This is a genomic window from Cupriavidus basilensis, from assembly GCF_000876015.1.
Taxonomy (GTDB): Bacteria; Pseudomonadota; Gammaproteobacteria; order Burkholderiales; family Burkholderiaceae; genus Cupriavidus; species Cupriavidus basilensis_B.
This window is the reverse complement of the sequence record NZ_BBQM01000014.1, coordinates 121,166-136,019: the sequence shown is the minus strand read 5'-3', so window position 1 is coordinate 136,019 and position 14,854 is coordinate 121,166. Positions and strand designations below refer to the sequence as shown.

Here is a 14,854-nt window from a genome sequence, read left to right as displayed (position 1 = left end):
CGGCCTGTCCGCGGCCCGCCGGCCGCGGACAGGCCGGAACAAGGAGCAGAGATGACCATTCCCAGTTATGAAGTCGCCCGGCTCGCATCGCTCGCGGTGCGCCTGGCCCTGTCCTCGGGGCTGACGCACGAAGAGATGCAGGCCGCGCTCAGCCTCGCGGCCACGATGATCGAGCAGGACGAAGACGCCACCCCCGGCGGCGGCACGGCGGCCAAGGCCGCCCACACCAAAGTGACGCGCACGATTCACTGACGCCGCGTGGCGCGCCCTGTCCCTTACGCCAGCGCGCCCGCCCAGTAGAGTTCCGCCGCCGCCAGCACCGCACGCATCTGCGTGGTGTGAGCCAGGCGGAAGGCATCGTCGTAGACGGTCTGGTCCGGGAACTCCGTGACCAGCATGAACGGCACCGTGGAGCGGTGATCCTCCACGATCATGCACGGAATGCCGTTGATCACCGGGAACGGCACCGCGCCCGCATGCGCGCCCCAGGTGGCAAGCTGCCGCGCGTTGAACGCGGCCAGTTCCGGCGAGGCGGCCAGCGCCGCCGTCAGCGCCTGCATGAACGCCAGCGCCTTGTCCTCGACCCCGCCGTGATGGCGCAGGATCAGGAAAAATCCCTTGGGAATGGTCCAGGTCTCGAAGCCCGGCGGCACGTAGCCGGTGAGCGGGCGCGTCCACTCGTGGGCGGGATAACCGTGCAGGCTCATGTGCAGCCCGGCGCCGGTGCGCTCGGCCGCCTCCAGCCGCGCCGCCTTTTCGCCGAACGGCGCCGCGGTGCGCGCCTCGAGGTCGTCGCCCAGCGCGGTGTAGCGCGCGGCATGCGACATGTGGCGCGGATTGTCCTCGCGCAGCCGCGCGTGCAGCGCCGCGCCGTCCGGGTTCTCCAGCGCGATCACGGCGAAGTTGGCCTGCGGGCGCTGCCGCAGCGCGTGCGCCGCGCGCAGCGCGCCGACCACGCCGGAACTCTCGTTGGCATGCTGCCCGCCCGAGATCACCAGCCCGGGCAGCGCGCCTTCGATATGCGTGCCGTGGACCACGCGCCCTTGCGTGGACATCGCGCTGAAGCGCGTGCCGCCGAGCGCCGCCATTTCGGTGGCGGCCTCCTCGGGCGTGAGCGGGCGCGCCAGCGCGGCCAGCGCCGCCGCGGACAGCGGCGCGGCGCCGGCGGCGGCCGGCCGCGGGTGCGGCAGCACCTCCACGCGCACGTGCGTGGCGCCCTCGCTGGCGCCCGCATGCACGTCCGGCACGATCTGGCCCGGCTGCAGGGTGCGGTCCCCGCGCGGCAGGCCGGCGCGGTCCTGGAAATATTCCAGCACGGAAAAATACAGGTCCTCGTGCAGCGCCTCGCGCGTGCTGATGCATTCGTCCTGGTAGGCCAGCCGGCGCTCGATGCCGCCGGTGCCGATGGCGATGCGCAGCACGTCGAAATACGGCGCGCGCCCGCCCCAGCCATGCGCGCGGATCGCGTCCATCGCCGCGGCGAAGGCCAGTTCGTATTCGGTGGCCAGCGGCCCGTCCTCGACCAGCGCCTCGCCCTGCCACAGGCGCAGCCATCCGCACGGCGCGCCCGAGGCCGCGAGCGGCACGAACACGCGGCGGGCCTCGCCGCCGGCTTCGACCACGTAGTGCGCGTCGGCGTCGCCGTCGGCCAGGCGCAGGGCGCCCTCGGGCAGCAGGCCGGCCAGCGGATAGGCCTCCAGGCGGAAGCGCTGCGCCTCCTTGTCCGTGGCGGCCGCGGGCAGGCGCACCGTCACGCCGTGGGCGGCGCGCTGCGCCACATCCACCTCACCGGGAAAATCGTCGAGGAAGAAATGCACCAGCGGCTTGTACGCGCTGCGGATCTCCGCCCGCACGCCGGCGGCGGCCAGCCGCCGCTCGGCCGCGCGGCGCGCGTCGGCATCCTCGAACACCCACGCCTGGGCGCGCGCGCCGGGCATGGCCGCGAGGCGTTCGACCAGAGTATCGAGGGTGCGGGCAAAGGTAGCGTCGAGCAGGGTCGTCATGGCGTGGCCGGAGCGTAAGCGGATGGATGCGGAATGCGGCGTGCCGGCGGCGCCAGGCCGGCGGCACGAGCGGCCATTATAGGGAAGGCGACCGGAACACGCCGGGCGGCGCCAGGCAGCGCCGGCGCGCCCGGCGGCGCCCGCGGCCGTGCACATTTCCTTACAACCCGGACACACAGCGGTGCTGCGCGGTGGCTAAGCTGCACCGTTGTGCAAGCGCCGTCTTGCCTGTCTGAAGGAAGTCGCATGAATGACACCCGAGCACAGCCGCCGTCATGGCGCCCGGCAGCGCTGCCCGCGCGCCGCCGCGCCACCCCTGCCGCACCGCGCGCAGCCCTTGCGGCGCCGCGGCGGCAGCCCCGATGAAGTGGACCACCATCGTGCTGGTCCTGCTGGGATGGCTGGGCGCCTGCGCGGCGGCGGGATGGCTGCTGATGGCCTGCTCCAGCCTGCTCGCGCGATGAAGGCCCGCGCCGGCGGCCATGCGGCCCGCGCCCCGCGCGCGCGCGCGGCCGGGGCGGATCCGGCCCGCGCGGCCGTCCATTTCGTAACCGGGTATTTCAGCCGTCCCGCCGGGACCCGCGCCACGCGCGCCACGCGCCCGCGCCCGCACACCTGACCAACGCCGGCCCGTTCGCGCCAGGCAAGGAGAAACCATGTACGACCACGCCACCGCACTCGAGCGCCCGTGCGCCGCCTCCCATGCGGGCCACACCGCCCATGCCGCCACCGAGGTGATGATGTCTGATATCGGCCCGCTCAAGCTGTGCCGCAACTGCGGCGAATACTGGCCCGCCGACGGCGAGTTCTTCTCGCGCGACGGGCGCCGCCGCGGCGGCCTCGAGCATGTCTGCAAGGCCTGCCGCAAGGAGCAGCGCGTGGCGCGCTGACGCGGCACGGCCACCGGCCGCGCGGGCGCGCCGCGTCCATCCGCCATCGGGATGGCACCCGCGCGCGCTTGGTTCGCTGCCCCACATACCCGCCGGCCCCCCGCGCCGGAAACGGCACCGCCGCCTTTGCCTGGCGCGCGCACGCGACTTACCATGCAGGAACACGCCCGGCGACAGGGCGAAGACAGAGAGAAATCTGCGGTAAGGCGGGGACACTTTGGCGAACTATCTGGAAGAGTACTGCTCGCGCATCCGGCGCGGGTCGGCGGCGTCCGTGATCGACAAGCCGGTACTGGTTGATCGCGATCGCTTCTATGTCATGCGCTACGTGCCGTTCGAGCACACGCACGCGGACGCGCGGCTGGCGCTGGTGAGCACCACGCCCGGCCACACCCACGTGCAGCTCGCCGCGGAACTGACCGAGCGCCTGCTGCAGCGGCACGCGCCCGGGCGCGCCATCCAGCGCGAGAACAAGCGCCAGGTGGAGCTGGGCGGGCGGCTGGTGCGGCCCAACCTGATCCGCATGCTGGACCATTTCGGCATCCCGCAGCTGGTGGGCCTGCCGAACGCGGCCTCGCTGTGGGGCGACGGCTTCGCGCGACTGCAGCCGCTGGCCCTGCTGCCCTACGCCACCACGCGGCGCGGCCTGGCCTACGACGGCGACCTCGAAGAACTGATGGCGGTGCCGATGCTGCGCAACGTGTTCGAGGCGCTGTTCCTCGAGCGGCTCGCCCAGGCCGGCGGCGAAGTCCTGTACGTGGCGCTGGGCCGCACCGCGTGGGCCGCGCTGGGCCATGCCGTCGACACCGGCCTGCTGCAGCGGCGCCAGTTGCTCGGCATGCTGCCGGTGCCCGCGCGCGCCGGCAGCATGGTCAAGTATTTCCTGCGGCAGGTCGGCGCCGAAGCGCTCTCGCCGCGCGACCCGGTGCGCCACCGCACCGCCTGGCTCGACGCCGCGCACGCCGAGATGACCCTCGGCGTGCGGCGCCAGCGGCAGCGCCAGAGCGCCAACGAGCCCGGCCCGGAAAGCGCGCCGCTGAGCTGCCTGGAAGCCTGAGGCGCGCATCGGCGCGACGCATATGCACGGAAAGTCACCCCACATCGGAGGGGTGAATGTGGCACTTTTGCCGGCCGTTAGTCATCCCTGAGGGAATTGCCTCCCTCGTATTCCCGATCGGCGGCCCCTCGTGGCCGCCTCTTTTTTTGCCGTGCTCACGCGCGCAGATGCCACGCGCGCAGGTAATGCAGCAGGTCCAGGCCGTGCGCGCCGTGGAACCACACATGGCGCGACAGCGTAAGCGCGCCCGCCCACGACGCCGCCACCACCAGCGCATCGCAGCGCCCGCTCTTCCACCAGTTCAGCGAATGCCGCCCGCAGATCCACGGCACGCCGAGCGGATTGGGCCAGTCCGCCAGCAGATGCATGAGCCCGCCGCAGGCAAAGCCGAACGCCGGCGCGGCCAGCGCGTGGCTGCCCAGCGCGCGGTGCGACAGCACCAGCAGCGCGAGCCAGGCCACGCCCCAGTGCGTCCAGGTCCGATGGGCGATCCACAGGCGGCGCGAGCGCGACCACCACGCCACCTCCAGCCAGTCCGGCGCGCCGCCGCCGGCCACGCCCGCGGCAAAGGCCAGCGCGGCGCCGAATGAATAGGGGCCGCCCGCGCCGGCGCTGGCGACGATCGCCGCGGCGATCAGTCCGGCCGCCCATCCGGTGGCGTGGTGTGCTTTGCTGGAAGCCATTGCGAGGGCGCCTTGCCGGGCCATGAAAACGAAGGGCCGCAATGGTGGCAGATCGGCGCGCGGTTGAACAGCGCCGGCCGGGAACGGCGGGAACGGGCGCTGCGGCGGCGCGCGGAAGCACGCCGCCGCAGCGCCTGATGCCGCGCGTGTCGCGCGCGCGTTTTTTGCATTTCGATGAAAAAACGCTTCACAGCCGCAATGAAGGGCGCTACAATTGCGCCCCTCGCGACATGAAACCGCAAGGTGTTGCAAGCAGGTTCATGTCCCCTTCGTCTAGAGGCCTAGGACATCACCCTTTCACGGTGAGTACAGGGGTTCGAATCCCCTAGGGGACGCCAGTTTCGAAGGCATGCCAGTCACGCATGGCAGCTTCGGCAAGCGCGTCGGAGGCCGGTATCGTCCGGTTTCCGCAGTCAATGTGGAGCGGTAGTTCAGTTGGTTAGAATACCGGCCTGTCACGCCGGGGGTCGCGGGTTCGAGCCCCGTCCGCTCCGCCACAAGAAAATGCCCGCCGCCAGGCGGGCTTTTTTTTCGCCCTCCTTTTTTCCTTCCCCGCGTTGCCGCCGCCGCGTGGCTTCAGCCGCCCGCGCCGTCCAGCCCGCGCGGCAGCCGCACGTCGAAGCACGAGCCCTGCCCTTCCTTGCTGCTCACGCGGATCTCGCCGCGGTGCAGGTCCACCGCCAGCTTGACCAGATACAGGCCCACGCCCGCGCCGGCCGTGCCGGCCACGTTGGCGCCGCGCACGAAGCGCTCGAAGATATGGCCGCGGTCCTTGTCCGGGATGCCCATGCCGCGGTCGGCCACCGACACGCTGACGGTGTTCGCGTCGCCGCGCACGCGCACGGTGACTGGCGTGCCGGCGGCCGAGTACTTGATGGCGTTGCCGATCAGATTGCTGAAGGCCTGGAACAGCAGCTTGGCGTCGCCGTGAAAGATCTCCGCCACGCCGGGATCGACGATCTCCTCGATCACGGCCGCCGGCGAGCTCTCGCGGTGCATCTCGCAGACTTCGTGCACCAGCAGGCTGAGCGAGAAATCCACGCCGCGCAGCGTGGCCAGGCGGCCGCCGTCGAGCAGCTGCGAGGAATCGAGCAGATGGTCGATCAGGCTGGTCATGCGCCGCACCGCGCCGCGGATGCGCCCGCAGCGCTCGGCCAGCACCTCGGCCGACGGGCTTTCCTTCATGCGCATCAGGCGCTGCGCGTGGCCGTCGATCACGTTGAGCGGCGTGCGGAACTCGTGCGAAGCCATCGAGACGAAATTGCGCTGGAGCATGGCCATGCGCCGCTCGTTTTCCAGCGTGTCCTGCAGCATGGTGGTCTGCGCGGCCAGCGCGGCCTTGCTGCGCTCGAGCTCCAGCGTGTTGTCGCGAAAGCGCACCACCGCGCGCGCGATCTCGCCGATCTCGTCGCGGCGCCCGGCGCCCGGTATGTCGACGTGCGGGTCGTTGTCGGTGATGCGGTGCATGCGCTCGACCAGCGCCGCGATCGGGTTGGACACCGCCCGCACCAGGTAGGCCACCGCGGCGATCACCAGGCAGCACGACACCAGGATGGCGCCGGCGATCAGGCGCTGCGCCTCGCGGTAGGCGTCGGCCTCGCGCTCGGTCGCCGCGGCCGCGCCGGCCACGTTGCGCTCGGTCAGCGTGCCGAGCGTGCCGTTGGCGCGCTCGAACGCATGGCGCGACTCGCCGCGGTACAGCGCCACCGCCGGCGCGGTGTCCTTGCGGTAGGCCAGCGCCACCACGTCGTCCACGCACTGGCGGTAGGCGGCCCATTGCGCCATGAACTGCTCGTAGAGCGCCTGTTCGGCCGGGTCGTGCGCGATCTTGCCGTAGCGCCCCTCCACCTCGCGGATCACGTCGTCCAGCCGGGCGATCTGCGCCTGCGCCGCGCGCAGGTCGGCGCCGGTGGTGGCGATCAGGGCATCGCCCTCGAAGGCGCGGTAGTCGGAAATATAATTGTTGAGGTCGCCGAGGATGCGGTTGCTCTGCAGCCAGCGCCCGCTGATCTGCGCCGACACGCTGTGGAAGTTGCTCAGGCGGTTGATGCCGAACAGGCCCACGCCGGCCACCAGCAGCAGGAACAGCACGAACACGAGCGACAGCCGCACGCGGATCGGCCGCAGCATCGGCACCGAATCGGGCAGCCCGGCCAGGCGCCGCCCGAGCCCGCGGCGCACGCGCCGGCCGCCCGGCGCCGGCTGAATCGGGTGATTCATGAGACTGTCATCCTGGAAATCGCTTACGCTCTGCCCGCCCGCACCACCGAGGAACACCATGCACGACGCCAGCCGCAAGATACTCTGCATCGAGGACGATGCCGAAACGGCCGCCCTGATCGCCGAGGAACTGGTCGAGCGCGGCTTCGACGTGAGCATCGCGCATGATGGCGAGCAGGGCCTGGCCAGCATCCTGCGCGACGCGCCGGACCTGGTGCTCTGCGACGTGAGTATGCCAGTGATGACCGGCTTCGAACTGCTGGAGAAGATCGCCGCGCTGGCGCCGCGCTTCGCCGACATGCCGTTCGTGTTCCTCACCGCGCTGGCCCAGCGCGAGGCCGAGTTGCGCGGCCGCCGGCTCGGCGCCGACGACTACGTGACCAAGCCGGTGGACTTCGACATCCTCACCAGCATCGTCGAGACGCGGCTGGCGCGCGTGGCGCGCACGCGGCACGGCCTGCCCGACGTGCAGTTGAGCGAGCGCGAGGTGGAGGCGCTGGTCTGGTCCGCGCGCGGCAAGACCTCCGGCGAGATCGCCACCATCCTCGGGCTGTCCAAGCGTACGGTGGACTTCCATATCGACAACGCGCGCCAGAAGCTCGGCGTGGCCACGCGCATCGAGGCGGTGGTCAAGGCGGCCTCGGCCGGCATCATCAAGCCCTAGCGCGGCACAGCGGCCCGGCGGCACCACCCACTGTGATCAATCACAGTTTCGGGCCGACCCCATCCCCCATAGAATCTGCCCACTTTCATCGCTCCCGGAGCCTGGGCCGGTTTGCCCGCGCCGACGTTATGAGCAGATTCGCCCCTCCCCGGCCATCACTGGCCGACCTCGGCAGCGCGCCGCCGCCCGCGCGCGAACCGCGCCGCGCGACCACGCTGATCCATATCGGCGCGCGCGCCGCCAATGCCGCCGGCGACGAAGCCCTGGCCGACTACCTGATGGCCGCCTGGCGCCGCCTGCACGTGGCCAGCCGCCGCGCGCCGCGCTGCCCGCGCTGCGGCGCGGGCGCGGCCTTCCACAGCACCGACGAGGGCGGCCTGCCGCAGTTCCAGTGCTCCGGCTGCCGCCAGCCGTTCACGCGCCTGACCGGCACGCCGATGGGGCGCCTGCGCCTGGGCGACAAGGCCGAAGCGTTCTTCCATCTGGTGTCGCACCAGATCACCACGGCGGAAGCCGCGCGGCGGCTGCTCATCAAGAGCGAGACCGTCAAGCACTGGTCGCTGCAGACGCGCCTGTGGCTGCTCGCGCTCGATCCCACCGGCGCGTGGGAACGCCGCGTCCTGCTCGGCGTGCGCTACGCGGTGCTGCCGGAGGGCGACCCCGTGAAGCCGCTGGCCGCGTCGCCCGCGTGCCGCTGCGCGGTGGCCTCCGACGACAGCGACGCGCTCGCGGAAATGGAAAGCCCGCCGCTGCTGGTGCGCGTGTGTCCCGCGTGCGAGCTGAAGGCGCACTGATTTTTCTCCCTTTTTCCGTCGACATCCGCCGCGCGCCGAACCGGCGGCGCCGCGCGCGGCGCTAGTCGCCCGTCCGCGCGCCGGCGGTCTCGAACACCTCGCGCAGCCACTGCGCGAACACGCGCACGCGCGACGAAAGCTGGCGGTTATGCGAATACAGCACCGACACCGACATCGGCGGCGGCGGCAACTGCGGCAGCACCACGCGCAGGCGCCCGTCGGCCAGTTCGCCGGCCACGCGGTAGCGCGGCACCTGCACCAGCCCGAGCCCCGCGACCGACGCGCCCGTGTAGAGATCGGCCCCGGTGACAGACACCGTGCCCGGCAGTTGCACGGCGCTCACGCGGCCGTCCACGGTGAACTCCAGCGGCACCACCCTGCCGGTGGCGCTCGAGATGTAGTTGACCGCGCGATGCGCGGCCAGCGCCTCCAGGTCCGCCGGCTCGCCATGCCGGGCCAGGTAGGCGGGGCTGGCCACGGTGACTTGCTCGAGCAGCGCCACGCGCCGCCCCACCATCGACGAGTCCTGCAGGTTGCCCGCGCGCAGCACGCAGTCCACGCCTTCGCGCACGAGGTCCACGAGGCGGTCGTCCTCGCCGATATGCACTTCCAGCTCCGGGTACTGCGCGAGGAAATCCGGCAGCGACGGCACCACGAAATGCCGCGCCAGCGTGCCTTGCAGGTTCACGCGCAGCAGCCCCTTCGGCGCGGTGTTGCGGAACGACCCCTCGGCTTCCTCGAGGTCGGCGATCAGGCGCACGCAGCGCCGGTAGTAGGCCTCGCCGTCGTGCGTGAGGCGCACCGTGCGCGTGGTGCGCTCCAGCAGCCGCGTGCCGATGCGGCGCTCCATGCGCTTGATCAGGTTGGTGATGGTGGCGCGCGGGATGCGCAGGTCCTCGGCGGCCTGGGTAAAGCTCTGGCGCTCGGCGATGCGCACGAACGCCTGCATTTCCTGGAAGCGGTCCATCGCGGTGGCGGTCAATTATTGAGGAAGATGGAGCAATGATACCAATTCCCGGCCGATTATCCATTCACCGGAATGATCCATGACCCCACACCGGCCGGGTCAACGGCCAGATCCCGCGCGCCGACGGCGGCATCGCCTGAGCGCCGTCGCGCGCGCGCGGCAAGCCATCGCAGACCCCGGGGCGGGCCGCGCGCGTCCCGCCGGCCCGCGGCCGGGAGCCGCGCCGCACCGGACAAACCCCGGGCCACCTGCCTACAATGAAACTCCCATCACACCGCCGGCCAGCCCCCGCACATGACCATGCACCGCGCATCGAGGCGGCTTCTGGCCGGCCTGCTGGCCTGCGGCCTGCCGCTGTGGGCCGCCGCGCAGGCCGCGCCGCCCGGCGTGGCGTTCTCCACGGACACGCCGGGCGGCGCGCTGCCGGCCGGCTGGAAGAACCTGCCGGTGGCGCGCGGCAAGATGACCACGCGCTACAGCCTGGTGGCCGACGGCAACGTCACGGTGCTGGAAGCCAGCGCCGACGCCTCCGCCTCGGCGCTGATGCACGACGGCGACATCGATCTCGCCGCCACGCCCCGGGTGAGCTGGCGCTGGAAGATCGAGCAGCCCGTCGACAACGCCGACAACCGCGTGGCCGCGCAGGAAGACGCGCCCGCGCGGCTGCTTTTCCTGTTCGACGGCGACAAGGAAAAACTCTCGCTCGGCGACCGCGCCGCCATGCAGCTCGCGCACACGCTGGCCGGCGAAGACCTGCCCTATGCCACGCTGATGTACATCTGGTCCGACAGCGTGCCGGTGGGCACCATCCTCGACAACCCGCACACCTCGCGCGTCAAGATGATCGTGGTATCGGGCGGCCCCGGCGACGTCGGCAAGTGGCTGTCCCTGAGCCGCAACGTGGCGCAGGACTACGAGCGCGCCTTCAAGGAAGCGCCGGGCAGGCTCACCGCCTACGGCCTGCTCACCGATACCGACAACACCGGCGCGGTCGCGCGGGCGTGGTATGGGGATGTCCGGTTTTCGGCGGGGAAATAGCGCAGCAGGCGAAAGCGGGGGGATTTACGCGAAGGGGTTCAGCAAGCGAGCGCCGCAGCCCGCGAAGTCATCGACATTGCGGGTCACGACCGTGAGGTCATGCACCAGCGCCGTCGCCGCAATCAGCTTGTCCAGCGCATGCTCCGCGTGCGGTACGCGCAGGCGGCCCCAGACCTGACTGACGACATCGTCGATGGGCAAGATCCGCTCTGCGAATTCGCTCAACACGGACTCGAGCCAGGCCCCCAGAGCGGCAAACTGCGCGGTATCTCCGCGATGCCGGATCAACTCGACGCCACGCTGCAGTTCGCCGACCGTGACCACGGAGAGAAACAAAGCGGACTCTCGTTGCGCGGCCTCGCGGAAAAAGTCTCGCACCCCCGGGTTGGCGCGCTCGCGCTTGCGCGCTTCGCTGATGACGTTGGTATCAATCAAATACATGGACGGCCCCGGACGACGGATCGAGCCGCTCGAAATCGCTGTCCTCGCCGACATCCGGCATGCTGGCCAGGATCTCGGCAAAGCTCCTGCGCCGGGTTGCCGACAGGGCCTGCGCGAGGATCTCGCGGTGTTCCGCCTCTGCGCTGCGCCCGTGCGCGGCGGCGCGCTCGCGCAGCCGCTGCACCAGTGCCTCGTCAATCCCGCGAACCAGGAGAGTGGCCATGATTTCCCCTTCCGATACTGTCACGCAAGAACGATAGCACTGCTATCAACAAGGGGCAATCGGCGCACCGCCAGGAAACACGGTACCCGCCGAGAAGAGGCGGCAGCGCCACTCAAATGATCAATCCGCGTGAATCCCCCGCTCCCGGATCAGCTTGCCCCACTTCTGCGTTTCCTCGGCGAGGTGCTTGCCCAGTTGCGCCGGCGTGCTGCCGATCGGCTCGGCGCCGATGCCGGCCAGGCGCGTGCGCACCGACGGCCTGGCCAGCGCGGCGACCATCGCCTGGTTCAGGCGCGCGATCACCTCGGGCGGCGTGCGGGCCGGCACGAAGGCGGCGAACCACGGCGACAGGTCGTAGCCCTTGACGCCGGCCTCGGCCATCGTGGGCACGTTGGGCAGCGTGGTGGAGCGCCTGGCGGTCGTCACCGCGATGGCCGTGAGCTTGCCGGAGTCGATGTGCGGCTTGGCCGAGGTGATGCTGTCGAACATGTAGTCGACCTGCCCGCCGAGCAGGTCGGTCATGGCCGGGCCGCTGCCCTTGTAGGGCACGTGCAGCATCCTGACGTCGGCAAGCGAGGTGAACAGTTCGCCGGCGAGGTGGATCGAGGTGCCGTTGCCGGCGGAGGCGTAGGTGTACTTGTCCGGGTTGGCGCGCGCGGCGGCGATCAGGTCCGGCACCGTGGCGGGCAGCTTCCTGGCCTTGTTGGTGACCAGCACGTTGGGCACCACCGCCAGCAGCGAGACCGGCGCGAAGTCCTTGACCGGGTCGTAGTTCAGGCGCCCGTACAGCGCCGGGTTCACCGCCATGCCGTTGGCCACGATGATGAGCGTGTAGCCGTCCGCGGGCGAGCGCGCCACCATCTCGGCGCCGATGTTGCCGCCCGCGCCGGGGCGGTTTTCCACCACGATGGCCTGCCCGAGCGAGGCCGACATTTCCTCGCCCAGCGTGCGGGCGATATTGTCCATCGCGCCGCCGGCCGGGAACGGCACGACCCAGCGGATCGGCTTGTCGGGCCAGGCGGCATGGGCCGCGGGGACGGCGGCCAGGGTAGCCAGTGCGCAGGCGGCGCCGACGGCGAGGTTGCGCAGGAATGGCAGGCGCATCGAAGTCTCCTCTTGGGATTTATTGAATTTATCGGGTCCGGCGCGCGGCGGCGCTACCGGATCGACGACGGATGCTGCGCCAGCGGCGTGACGTGGATGGCCATGTACGGGAACAGCGGCAGGCCGGACAGCATCGCGTGCAGCGCATCGTTGCTTTCGGCATCGAACACGCTGTAGTTGGCGTACTCGCCCACCACGCGCCAGATGTGCGGCCATTTGCCCTGGCGCTGGAGGTCCTGCGAATAGGCCTTCTCGCGCGCCTTGATCTCGTCGGCCAGCGCGGCCGGCATGTCGGCCGGCAGCTTCACGTCCATTCTCACCAGGAAAAGCATGTCGTCGTCCTTGTCTTGTCATGTCGACGCGCATCGATGCGCATCGACGGGTTTCGGCGCGCTCAGGCGCGGCGGTAGTGGGCCAGCTTGTCCTCGTCCAGCGCCAGGCCCAGGCCCGGGCCGGGCGGCAGGTGCAGCGCGAAGTCGCGGTATTCGGGGCGCGCGGTCACGATGTCGTCCTTGAGCAGCAGCGGGCCGAACAGCTCGGTGCCCCAGGCCAGCCGCGGCAACGTGACGAAGCCGTGCGCGGCGGCGATGGTGCCCACGCTGCCTTCGAGCATGGTGCCGCCGTACAGCGCGATGCCGGCGGCGTCGCCCACCGCGGCGGTGCGCAGCATCTCGTAGATGCCGCCGGACTTGGAGATCTTCAGCGCGAACACGTCGGCCGCGGCCTGGCGCGCCAGGTCCATCGCGTCCTCCGGGCCGCACACCGCCTCGTCGGCCATCACCGGCACCACGAAGCGCGCCGCCAGGCGCGCCAGCGCGCCGCGCTGCTCGCGCGGCACCGGCTGCTCCACCAGGTCGATGCCGGCGGCTTCCAGCATGGCGATGCCGGTGGCGGCCTCGGCCTCGTTCCAGGCCTGGTTGACGTCCACCGTCACGCGCGCGCGCTCGCCCAGCGCGCGCTTGATGGCCGAGACGTGCGCCACGTCCTCGCGCACCGGGCGGCGGCCGATCTTGAGCTTGAAGGTATTGTGGCGGCGCGCCGCCAGCAGCGATTCGGCCTCTTCGATGTCGCGGCCGGTGTCGCCGCTGGCCAGCGTCCACAGGCAGGCCAGGTTGGGACGCACCGCGCCGCCCAGCAGCGCCGACACTGGCAGGCCCAGGCGCTTGCCCTGCGCGTCGAGCAGCGCCGACTCCAGCGCCGACTTGGCGAAGCGGTTGCCGCGCGCCACCGAGCCCAGGTGCTGCATGGCGGCATGGACGTTGCTCGCGTCGAGCCCGGCCAGCGCGGGCGCCAGGTAGGTGTCGATGGTCAGCTTGATGCCTTCGGGACTTTCGTCGCCGTAGCTCAGGCCGCCGATGGTGGTGGCCTCGCCGATGCCCTCGATGCCGTCGCTGCAGCGCAGCCGCACGATCACCAGGGTCTGGCGCTGCATGGTGGTCATGGCCAGCTGGTGGGCACGGATGGTGGGCAGGTCGACCAGGATGGCTTCGACGGAGGTGACGGTGGCTTTCATGCTTGCGTGACTACCTTGATGTCCGCCGGGCCTGCGGAGGGGGAGTGGCCCGGATTCGCTGCACGCAGTATCCGGCTTGACATCGGGGGTGTCCAAGACCGAGTATGTCCCGATCCATACCTTTAGAGTATAGAAAGGAGGCGCCGTGGAGCTTCGCCACCTGCGCTATTTCCAGGCCGTCGCGGAAGAACTCAACTTCACCCGCGCGGCCGAGCGCCTGCATATCGCCCAGCCGCCGCTGTCGCGCCAGATCCGCCAGCTGGAAGACGAGATCGGCACGGTGCTGCTGGACCGCTCCTCGCGCGCGGTGCGGCTCACCGAGGCGGGCCGCTTCCTGCTGGAACAGTCGCTGCAGCTCGGCCAGCGCATCGACGAGATCGTGGAAGGCACGCGGCGCATCGGCCGCAACGAGAAGCGCTGGTTCGGCATCGGCTTCGTGCCGTCGGTGCTGTACGGCTTCCTGCCCGAGCTGATCCGGCTGGTGCGCGGCTCCGACGCGGCGCTGGAAGTGGGCCTGTCCGAGCTCACCACGGTGCAGCAGCTCGAAGCGCTCAAGGCCGGCCGCATCGACATCGGCTTCGGCCGCATCGTGCTGGACGACCCCGCCATCACCCGCACCGTGGTGATGGCCGAACCGCTGATGGTGGCCGTGCCCGGCGGCCACCCCGCGCTGGCGCGCCCGCCCATGACGCCCGACCAGCTCGCCGCCCACCCGTTCGTGCTCTACCCCGCGCGCCCGCGGCCCAGCTACGCCGACCACGTGCTGGCGCTGTTCCGCACGCGCGGCCTGCAACTGCGCGTGGCGCAGGAAGCCAACGAACTGCAGACCGCCATCGGGCTGGTAGCCGCCGGGCTGGGCATCTGCCTGGTGCCGGCGTCGGTGCAGCGGCTGCACCGCGACGACGTGGCCTACATGCCCATCAACGCGCCCGGCTTCACCTCGCCGGTGATGATGAGCTACCGCACCGACGACCACTCCGCGCTGCTGGCCGAAGTGATCGCTCGCGTGGGCAAGCTGGCCGGACGCGGCGCCGAAACTGCTGCGGTGCGCAAGAAACCGCCATTTATCCCATGAACGGGTGATGCGCGCCCGCCGGCCGGTTTGGAAAGAGGAAGAGAGAAGAAACCAGAACAACAAGGACCCCGGGACAAGCACGATGTCCCCACCCCTCGCACGCCCGCGCCCCGGTCCACCACGCCCACCACGAAAACACGAGAATGCTATGTCGTGGCCGCCCAAACCGGTAACGGCAGATG

The 14,854-nt window shown here is 70.8% G+C and carries 16 protein-coding genes and 2 tRNA genes; 9 read left to right on the top strand and 9 right to left on the bottom strand.

Going from position 1 to position 14,854, the window contains the following annotated elements:
- Positions 1-51 precede the first annotated feature (51 nt).
- Entirely contained in the window at positions 52-252 is a 201-nt protein-coding gene (locus KF708C_RS13285) for a hypothetical protein (protein ID WP_020204690.1), read from the top strand.
- Between the two features lie 23 nt (positions 253-275).
- On the opposite strand, the gene KF708C_RS13280 is transcribed toward KF708C_RS13285, so the two are convergent.
- Positions 276-2,003, bottom strand: a complete 1,728-nt coding sequence (locus KF708C_RS13280) for a hypothetical protein (protein WP_059412120.1) — start codon at positions 2,001-2,003, stop codon at positions 276-278.
- Between the two features lie 656 nt (positions 2,004-2,659).
- Here KF708C_RS13280 and KF708C_RS13270 point away from each other — a divergent pair.
- Together KF708C_RS13270 and KF708C_RS13265 are read left to right on the top strand one after the other, a co-directional pair.
- Positions 2,660-2,893 (top strand): hypothetical protein, encoded by a 234-nt coding sequence (locus KF708C_RS13270; RefSeq protein ID WP_059412118.1) that lies wholly within the window; start codon positions 2,660-2,662, stop codon positions 2,891-2,893.
- 217 nt (positions 2,894-3,110) lie between these two features.
- Positions 3,111-3,950 carry a hypothetical protein gene (locus KF708C_RS13265; RefSeq protein WP_020204694.1) on the top strand — a complete coding sequence of 280 codons (840 nt, stop codon included), beginning with the start codon at positions 3,111-3,113 and terminating at the stop codon, positions 3,948-3,950.
- Positions 3,951-4,105: 155 nt separating this feature from the next.
- Here KF708C_RS13265 and KF708C_RS13260 read toward each other — a convergent pair whose 3' ends face one another.
- Positions 4,106-4,633 carry a metal-dependent hydrolase gene (locus KF708C_RS13260; RefSeq protein WP_020204695.1) on the bottom strand — a complete coding sequence of 176 codons (528 nt, stop codon included), beginning with the start codon at positions 4,631-4,633 and terminating at the stop codon, positions 4,106-4,108.
- A 262-nt stretch (positions 4,634-4,895) separates the two neighbouring features.
- On the opposite strand from KF708C_RS13260, the gene KF708C_RS13255 reads away from it, so the two are divergent.
- Positions 4,896-4,971: transfer RNA gene (locus tag KF708C_RS13255), tRNA-Glu, on the top strand.
- Between the two features lie 82 nt (positions 4,972-5,053).
- Positions 5,054-5,130: transfer RNA gene (locus tag KF708C_RS13250), tRNA-Asp, on the top strand.
- Positions 5,131-5,209: 79 nt separating this feature from the next.
- On the opposite strand, the gene KF708C_RS13245 is transcribed toward KF708C_RS13250, so the two are convergent.
- Entirely contained in the window at positions 5,210-6,853 is a 1,644-nt protein-coding gene (locus KF708C_RS13245; protein ID WP_059412117.1) for a sensor histidine kinase, read from the bottom strand.
- Positions 6,854-6,911: 58 nt separating this feature from the next.
- Here KF708C_RS13245 and KF708C_RS13240 point away from each other — a divergent pair, with 58 nt between their 5' ends.
- Both KF708C_RS13240 and KF708C_RS13235 read left to right on the top strand, forming a co-directional pair.
- On the top strand, positions 6,912-7,517 hold the full coding sequence (locus KF708C_RS13240; protein WP_020205424.1) for a response regulator transcription factor: 606 nt from the start codon (positions 6,912-6,914) through the stop codon (positions 7,515-7,517).
- A 128-nt stretch (positions 7,518-7,645) separates the two neighbouring features.
- Complete coding sequence (locus tag KF708C_RS13235; RefSeq protein ID WP_020205425.1) at positions 7,646-8,311, top strand: DUF746 domain-containing protein; 666 nt, start codon at positions 7,646-7,648, stop codon at positions 8,309-8,311.
- A 61-nt stretch (positions 8,312-8,372) separates the two neighbouring features.
- Here KF708C_RS13235 and KF708C_RS13230 read toward each other — a convergent pair whose 3' ends face one another.
- Positions 8,373-9,278, bottom strand: coding sequence for a LysR family transcriptional regulator (locus KF708C_RS13230; RefSeq protein WP_059412116.1), 906 nt, complete (start codon positions 9,276-9,278; stop codon positions 8,373-8,375).
- 294 nt (positions 9,279-9,572) lie between these two features.
- On the opposite strand from KF708C_RS13230, the gene KF708C_RS13225 reads away from it, so the two are divergent.
- On the top strand, positions 9,573-10,316 hold the full coding sequence (locus tag KF708C_RS13225; RefSeq protein WP_082079540.1) for a DUF3047 domain-containing protein: 744 nt from the start codon (positions 9,573-9,575) through the stop codon (positions 10,314-10,316).
- Between the two features lie 24 nt (positions 10,317-10,340).
- Here the strand turns inward: KF708C_RS13225 and KF708C_RS13220 are convergent, their stop codons facing one another.
- From KF708C_RS13220 to KF708C_RS13200, 5 genes are all read right to left on the bottom strand, one after another.
- On the bottom strand, positions 10,341-10,757 hold the full coding sequence (locus KF708C_RS13220; protein WP_029044128.1) for a type II toxin-antitoxin system VapC family toxin: 417 nt from the start codon (positions 10,755-10,757) through the stop codon (positions 10,341-10,343).
- On the bottom strand, positions 10,744-10,980 hold the full coding sequence (locus KF708C_RS13215) for a FitA-like ribbon-helix-helix domain-containing protein (RefSeq protein WP_059412115.1): 237 nt from the start codon (positions 10,978-10,980) through the stop codon (positions 10,744-10,746). Before KF708C_RS13215 ends, KF708C_RS13220 begins: the two co-directional genes overlap by 14 nt.
- 120 nt (positions 10,981-11,100) lie before the next feature.
- On the bottom strand, positions 11,101-12,084 hold the full coding sequence (locus tag KF708C_RS13210) for a tripartite tricarboxylate transporter substrate binding protein (RefSeq protein ID WP_059412114.1): 984 nt from the start codon (positions 12,082-12,084) through the stop codon (positions 11,101-11,103).
- 53 nt (positions 12,085-12,137) lie between these two features.
- A complete protein-coding gene (gene catC / locus KF708C_RS13205) occupies positions 12,138-12,416 on the bottom strand; it encodes a muconolactone Delta-isomerase (RefSeq protein WP_020205431.1) in 279 nt (92 codons plus the stop codon).
- A 62-nt stretch (positions 12,417-12,478) separates the two neighbouring features.
- Positions 12,479-13,597: a muconate/chloromuconate family cycloisomerase gene (locus KF708C_RS13200; protein WP_059412113.1), complete on the bottom strand. Its 1,119-nt coding sequence runs from the start codon at positions 13,595-13,597 to the stop codon at positions 12,479-12,481.
- A gap of 145 nt (positions 13,598-13,742) precedes the next feature.
- Here KF708C_RS13200 and KF708C_RS13195 point away from each other — a divergent pair, with 145 nt between their 5' ends.
- Entirely contained in the window at positions 13,743-14,672 is a 930-nt protein-coding gene (locus KF708C_RS13195) for a LysR family transcriptional regulator (RefSeq protein WP_020205433.1), read from the top strand.
- Positions 14,673-14,854: the final 182 nt, after the last annotated feature.

Bases quoted from the DNA above. Each gene is read 5' to 3' on its own strand.
- KF708C_RS13285 (WP_020204690.1), top strand. From the start codon at position 52: ATGACCATTCCCAGTTATGAAGTCGCCCGGCTCGCATCGCTCGCGGTG.
- KF708C_RS13280 (WP_059412120.1), bottom strand. From the start codon at position 2,003: ATGACGACCCTGCTCGACGCTACCTTTGCCCGCACCCTCGATACTCTG.
- KF708C_RS13270 (WP_059412118.1), top strand. From the start codon at position 2,660: ATGTACGACCACGCCACCGCACTCGAGCGCCCGTGCGCCGCCTCCCAT.
- KF708C_RS13260 (WP_020204695.1), bottom strand. From the start codon at position 4,633: ATGGCTTCCAGCAAAGCACACCACGCCACCGGATGGGCGGCCGGACTG.
- KF708C_RS13245 (WP_059412117.1), bottom strand. From the start codon at position 6,853: ATGAATCACCCGATTCAGCCGGCGCCGGGCGGCCGGCGCGTGCGCCGC.
- KF708C_RS13240 (WP_020205424.1), top strand. From the start codon at position 6,912: ATGCACGACGCCAGCCGCAAGATACTCTGCATCGAGGACGATGCCGAA.
- KF708C_RS13235 (WP_020205425.1), top strand. From the start codon at position 7,646: ATGAGCAGATTCGCCCCTCCCCGGCCATCACTGGCCGACCTCGGCAGC.
- KF708C_RS13230 (WP_059412116.1), bottom strand. From the start codon at position 9,278: ATGGACCGCTTCCAGGAAATGCAGGCGTTCGTGCGCATCGCCGAGCGC.
- KF708C_RS13225 (WP_082079540.1), top strand. From the start codon at position 9,573: ATGACCATGCACCGCGCATCGAGGCGGCTTCTGGCCGGCCTGCTGGCC.
- KF708C_RS13220 (WP_029044128.1), bottom strand. From the start codon at position 10,757: ATGTATTTGATTGATACCAACGTCATCAGCGAAGCGCGCAAGCGCGAG.
- KF708C_RS13215 (WP_059412115.1), bottom strand. From the start codon at position 10,980: ATGGCCACTCTCCTGGTTCGCGGGATTGACGAGGCACTGGTGCAGCGG.
- KF708C_RS13210 (WP_059412114.1), bottom strand. From the start codon at position 12,084: ATGCGCCTGCCATTCCTGCGCAACCTCGCCGTCGGCGCCGCCTGCGCA.
- catC (WP_020205431.1), bottom strand. From the start codon at position 12,416: ATGCTTTTCCTGGTGAGAATGGACGTGAAGCTGCCGGCCGACATGCCG.
- KF708C_RS13200 (WP_059412113.1), bottom strand. From the start codon at position 13,597: ATGAAAGCCACCGTCACCTCCGTCGAAGCCATCCTGGTCGACCTGCCC.